Annotated in this window: 6 protein-coding genes; 1 reads left to right on the top strand and 5 read right to left on the bottom strand. The window is 69.7% G+C overall.

The genetic code is table 11. The features are described 5' to 3' along the window. Positions 1-757 (bottom strand): cbb3-type cytochrome c oxidase subunit I (locus tag ABD54_RS25080; RefSeq protein WP_047872016.1); only part of this gene is annotated, 757 nt, incomplete at its 3' end. Beyond that, positions 754-1,635, bottom strand: coding sequence for a cytochrome c oxidase subunit II (coxB, locus tag ABD54_RS25075; protein ID WP_047872015.1), 882 nt, complete (start codon positions 1,633-1,635; stop codon positions 754-756). The genes coxB and ABD54_RS25080, both read right to left, overlap by 4 nt. Positions 1,636-2,170: 535 nt before the next feature. Here coxB and ABD54_RS25070 point away from each other — a divergent pair. Then, positions 2,171-2,419 carry a sulfurtransferase TusA family protein gene (locus ABD54_RS25070; protein ID WP_047872014.1) on the top strand — a complete coding sequence of 83 codons (249 nt, stop codon included), beginning with the start codon at positions 2,171-2,173 and terminating at the stop codon, positions 2,417-2,419. A gap of 275 nt (positions 2,420-2,694) precedes the next feature. Here the strand turns inward: ABD54_RS25070 and rpsD are convergent, their stop codons facing one another. The 3 genes from rpsD to ABD54_RS25055 all read right to left on the bottom strand — a co-directional run bounded on the left by rpsD (position 2,695) and on the right by ABD54_RS25055 (position 5,307). Continuing rightward, positions 2,695-3,306, bottom strand: a complete 612-nt coding sequence (rpsD, locus tag ABD54_RS25065) for a 30S ribosomal protein S4 (RefSeq protein ID WP_047872013.1) — start codon at positions 3,304-3,306, stop codon at positions 2,695-2,697. 333 nt (positions 3,307-3,639) lie between these two features. Next, positions 3,640-4,611, bottom strand: coding sequence for a carbohydrate kinase family protein (locus ABD54_RS25060; RefSeq protein ID WP_047872012.1), 972 nt, complete (start codon positions 4,609-4,611; stop codon positions 3,640-3,642). A 348-nt stretch (positions 4,612-4,959) separates the two neighbouring features. Next, entirely contained in the window at positions 4,960-5,307 is a 348-nt protein-coding gene (locus tag ABD54_RS25055) for an iron-sulfur cluster assembly accessory protein (RefSeq protein WP_013154170.1), read from the bottom strand. Between the last annotated feature and the right edge of the window lie 290 nt (positions 5,308-5,597).

The raw sequence follows: 5,597 nt of genomic DNA, 5'->3' as shown, positions 1-5,597 counted from the left end.
GGTGCTGCCACAGGATGGCGCCGCCGTGCTCGGCGTTGAACACCTGGGTGCCGACCATGCGGTCCGCGCCCAGCGCGATCAGGGCCGCGGTCAGCACGGGGAACGCGATGAGCACCAGCACGCTGGTGAGCAGGGTGTTCCAGGTGAAGATCGGCATGCGGAACATCGTCATACCGGGCGCGCGCATGCACAGGCCGGTGGTGATGAAGTTGACCGCGCCCAGGATGGTGCCCAGACCCGACACCACCAGGCCCAGGATCCACAGGTCACCGCCCAGACCCGGCGAGCGCACCGCGTCCGACAGGGGTGTGTAGGCGAACCAGCCGAAGCTGGCCGCGCCGCCCGGGGTCAGGAACCCGCTGATGGCGATGAGGCTGCCGAACAGGAACAGGTAGTAGCTGAACAGGTTCATCCTCGGGAACGCCACGTCGGGCGAACCGATCTGCAACGGCATGATCACGTTCGAGAACCCGACGAACAGCGGGGTCGCGAACATCAGCAGCATGATCGTGCCGTGCATGGTGAACAGCTGGTTGAACTGCTCGTTGGACATGGCCTGCATGCCCGGAAAGAACAGCTCGACGCGCATGAGCACCGCGAGCAGACCACCGAAGAGGAAGAACACGAAGGAGGTGATCAGGTACATGTACCCGATGACCTTGTGGTCGGTGGACGTCATCCATTTGACGATCATCGACCCCTTGCGCGACGGTGCCTGACCGCCCGCGAGATTGGGGCTTGACGTGGTGGTGCTCATGGCTGCTCATTCTCCTCGGCGTCGGACGCGCCGGAACCGGTGCCCTGCTCGTCGGCCTCGGAGCCGCCGCTGCCGGTGCCCTCCTCGTCGGTGCCGGCGCCCTCGGCGCCCGCGCCCTCGGCACCGGAGCCCTCACCGGAGGCAGGCTGGTCGCCTGTGTCGGCGGCCTCGAGCTCGGCCTCCTCGGCGGCCTGCTGCTGCTCGGCCGCCCAGGCGTCGTACTCGTCCTGGGGCAGGACCTGGACGTTGAAGAGCATGCGGGCGTGGTCCACACCGCACAGCTCGGCGCAGCGGCCCACGTACTCGCCCTCGGTGCCCTCGTTGATGTCGGCCTGGAAGGCGTTGTCCCGACCGGGGATGACGTCCATCTTGAAACCGAACTCGGGGATCCAGAACGAGTGGATGACGTCGGGCGAGTGCAGGTCGAAGTGGACGGTCGCGCCCTCGGGCAGCACCAGGGTCGTCTGGGTGGAGGGGTCGGCGGTGCCGTCCGGGTTGGGGATACCCGTCTCGGCGAAGAGCACCTCGCCGCCGTTCTCCTTCTTGTCGTCGAGGTAGTTGAACTGCCAGGCCCATTGGAAGGCCACGACCTCGATGTTGACGTCCGCCGGCTCGTCGGTGTCGAGCAGGATCGCCTGGTCCCGGGCGGTGAAGAAGAACAGCACCGAGATGATGACGATCGGCAGCACGGTGTAGAGCGCTTCGATGGGCATGTTGTACCGCACCTGCGGCGGCAACTGCTCAGAGCGCTTGCGGTGGAAGATGACCGACCAGACGATCAGCCCCCACACGAGAATGCCGACCGCGAAAGCCGCCACCCAGGAGCCCTGCCAGAGCGAGAGAACACGCTCGGCCTGGTTGGTGATCGGCTCCGGCATGCCCAAACGAGTGAGATCGTTCGACGCGCAGCCGGTCGCGGCCAGCCCCAGCACGGCGAGCGCGGCGCCGCGTGGTGCCCATCGGCGCAGGTTGCGGCGCCGATTCTCTTGGCGGGTCGGACTCACGGATTGCCTTCCCAGCGGTGTAGCCCGTGGAACCTCCACGGGCGGCCTAAGTATCAAAAGCTTTTCAGGGGGAAACATTATCGCGAACCGCCCAGCGGCCAGTTCAGGGGCTTGCCTGGTCAGCGTGTTGCCGACCCCCCTGGGAGGAGCTGGCGGCGGTACGTGGAGCCGGGCCCGTTCGCCCGCGCGAGGATACCCTCCCGGCTGGCTACGGAGCGCGGCCCGGCGTTCCCCCGGGCCCTCTTCCCGATCGCGCCCCTTCCGCCTCTCGGGGGCGGCTTGGACGTTTCACGAGGAGAGAACAAGGTGAGCGTATCGCTGGATTTACGACGCCCTTAACCGGGTTCGCCTTAGGGACGGGACCAGGTCAGGATGGTCATCACCTGACGACGACACACGGGGGTTTTCCGTGCCCGAGTACCCGCCCCGGCCTCCCCTGGTCACCGTGGAGGCGGTGGGCCGCAAGTGCCCGATCCCGATCATCATGCTCGCCGCCAGGCTGCACGAGGTGCCCATAGGCGCGGTCATCGCGGTCACCGCGGACGACCCCGCCGCCAGCGCGGACATCCCCGCCTGGTGCCGGATGAAGATGCACGAGTTCGTCGCGGAGCGGCCCCTGGCGCTGGGCAGCGCCTTCCACATCCGGCGCATGTACTGACCCGCGCCCGGCGGCCGTCCCGTATCCGGGGACGGGGCGGGTACCGCGGCTGGGCCGGGCGTCAAGGGGAGGACCGAAACCTCGCATCACGCGGCTCGGGGTTTCCGGTTCCGGTGCGATAACGATTCGCGCTCCGCCGAATCCTGGGAGTGGCACGTTCCACACCACCCCGGACACGGCGAGGCCGCGCGGACCGGGGTCCGCGCGGCCTGACCTGCTCCGCATCGGCCGCTCCCCGGGGGAGGAGGCGACCGCGCACACGCCGAGGCGGGTGGCTAGCGGGCGTAGAACTCCACGACCAGCTGCTCGTCGAAGGGCACCGGGATCTGCTCGCGCTTGGGGCGGTCGACGACCGCGACGCGCAGGTCCTTGTGGCTCACGGCGAGGAATCCGGCGATCTTGTCGTCGGCGTGGACGCCCTCGGCGGCCTCGACGAACGGCACCATGCTGCGGGACTTCTCCCGAACACTGATGATCTGACCGGGCTTGACCTGGTACGACGGGATGTCGACCTTCTTGCCGTCCACGGTGATGTGACCGTGGTTGACGAACTGACGCGCGGCGTAGATCGAGGCGGCCAGACCGGCGCGCAGCACGACCGTGGCCAGACGCAGCTCCAGCTCGGCGAGCATCTCCTCACCGGTGCGCCCCGTGCGCTTCTTCGCGCTCTCGTAGACGCGCAGCATCTGCTTCTCGGTCAGGTCGTAGTACCAGCGCACCTTCTGCTTCTCCGCCTGGCGGACCGCGTAGTCGCTGCTGTTGCGGCGGACGCGGCGGCCGTGCTCGCCGGGCGGGTAGGGACGCTTCTCGAAGTAGCTGACCGCCTTACGGGTCAGCGGGGTGCCGGCGCGCCGGGACAACCGCACCTTCGGTCCGGTGTAGCGCATGCAATGTCCTTTCCGGATGAATCCGGGGAATCCCAGGTAAGGCTGGCCTAGATCTGGGAGGCGCTCAACGCGCCCGAGCCCGCTCGGACGCGCCGGAGCACGCACAGCGGGACAGGTTCCCCAACCGTCGCGGCGACCCGGCGCGGACGGCTTGGGCTGGGTAACCGGCACGCGTTTCAGCGCACCGGCGGGCACGGGGCTCCCCGTGCGGGACGCCGGCTCCCAGGGAGCGGCGGCCGTGCGGGGCGCGGCCCGGTCCGGCAGGCGGACACGGGTCGTGCGGGTCGCGACTACCCACTCTACGGGCTCGCGGACACCACCCCGACCCGTCGACTACACGAAGGGCTCGACCTCGGCCGAGGCCTCGGCGCCGTAGGACTCCTCCAGGCGCGCCAGGAGCGAGGCGCCCGTCAGGGTGTACTCCTGCGGCCCGTCGGCCTCCAGGCAGTGCACCGCGGTCGCGTTGCCCACCTGGGCGGCACGCTCCAGCGACAGCCCCCACGAGTGCGCCGCCAGGAAACCCGCGCGGAACGCGTCCCCCATACCCGTGGGGTCGACCAGCTCCCCCACCGCCGCGGCCGACACGTGCACGCTCGGCTCCCCCACGCGGTCGATACGCGCGCCCTTGGCGCCCAGCGTGGTGATCCGGGTGCCCACCCGCTCCAGGACGTCGGCGTCGGACCAGCCCGTCTTCTGCTCGGCCAGCGCCTTCTCGTACTCGTTCGCGAACAGGAAGGCCGCACCCTCGATCAGGCCCCGCACCTCGGGCCCCTCCATCCGCGCGAGCTGCTGGGAGGGGTCGGCGGCGAAGGCGATGCCTCGGGTGCGGCACTCCTCGCTGTGACGCACCATCGCGGCCGGGTCGTCCGCCCCGACCAGCACCAGGTCCAGTCCGCCCAGGCGGTCCGCGATCGGCTGGAGCTCGATGTTGCGCGCCTCGGCCATGGCCCCGGCGTAGAAGGACGCGATCTGGTTCTGGTCCCGGTCCGTGGTGCAGATGAACCGGGCGGTGTGGCGAAGTTCGGAGATGTAGACCGCGGAGGTGTCCACACCGTGGCGGTCCAGCCAGGCGCGGTAGTCCTCGAAGTCGGCCCCGGCCGCGCCCACCAGCACCGGGTTGAGGCCGAACCCGCCCATCCCGAAGCAGATGTTGGCCGCGACACCGCCGCGCCGCACGTCCAGCTCGTCGATCAGGAAGGACAGCGACAACTGCTGGATCTGGTCGGGGATGATCTGTTCCGCGAAGCGGCCCTCGAAGGACATCAGATGGTCGGTGGCGATGGATCCGGCAACCGCGATACGCACGGGACGAAGGCTCCTTGGTCGGGAGGTGTCGGTCTGCTGACCGGACGGGGCTGCGGGCATGGCGGGGGACGTGCCCGCTTCGGACTGCCCCAGGTTAGTGCAGCGATCCCGCGGCCCGACGGACAACCGCCCCCGACCGCCCCGCCCCGCACACGGGAAACCCGCGCACGGCGAAGGGGGAGGGCGGCACAAGCCGCCCTCCCCCCGAAGAAGCGCGTCCCCGGCCGGCCCGAACCCCGGGGTCCGGCCCGCCCGACGACCGTACCCGGGACGCCTCACGCCCCGGGACGCGTCCACCGCAGCACCTCGGGCCCAACGGCCCGGAAGCCCACGGCGGGGCGGCGCCCCCTAGTTGAAGGAGTCACCGCAGGCGCAGGAACCGGTGGCGTTGGGGTTGTCGATGGTGAAACCCTGCTTCTCGATGGTGTCGACGAAGTCGATCGTGGCACCGATCAGGTAGGGGGAGCTCATCCGGTCGGTGACGACCTCCACACCGCCGAAGTCGCTGACCACGTCGCCGTCGAGCTCACGCTCGTCGAAGTAGAGCTGGTAACGCAGCCCCGAGCAACCACCGGGCTGAACGGCCACGCGAAGACGCAGGTCGTCCCGCCCCTCCTGCTCAAGGAGCGCCCTGACCTTGCTGGACGCCTCGTCGGTGAGGATGATGCCCTCGGTGGTCTCGCTCTGAACCGTCATGCTGGAAAGCTCCTCTGGAAAGGGGTAGCGGCTGGCCGGCGACCCCCTTGGTCGCGTCTGGACCGGCCCGCCGCGGCGGGTCCCGTCCTCTTCAACGGTTCTCAACGCCCGATACCGGTACCGCATTCCTCGCGCACCGGCGGACACGGGCGTCACAGCGCCGCTGTGTTCTCCCCCGCCCCCGACACGCACTGCGGACGGGGCCGCGGACGGGCACGGACGTGCCCGCCCTCCCAGGGTAATTTGTCCCGACCCGGGACGCCATCTCCCGCCCGGACCTGTGCACGGAG

This window comes from Nocardiopsis sp. RV163 (assembly GCF_001029525.1).
Classification (GTDB): Bacteria; Actinomycetota; Actinomycetes; order Streptosporangiales; family Streptosporangiaceae; genus Nocardiopsis; species Nocardiopsis dassonvillei.
Note: the sequence above shows the minus strand (reverse complement) of the source record. Positions and strands in the feature narration are given on the sequence as shown.

What these genes read in the sequence shown, in the direction of transcription:
- rpsD (WP_047872013.1), bottom strand. Translation starts at nt 3,306, where the DNA reads ATGCGCTACACCGGACCGAAGGTGCGGTTGTCCCGGCGCGCCGGCACC.
- ABD54_RS25055 (WP_013154170.1), bottom strand. Translation starts at nt 5,307, where the DNA reads ATGACGGTTCAGAGCGAGACCACCGAGGGCATCATCCTCACCGACGAG.
- coxB (WP_047872015.1), bottom strand. Translation starts at nt 1,635, where the DNA reads ATGCCGGAGCCGATCACCAACCAGGCCGAGCGTGTTCTCTCGCTCTGG.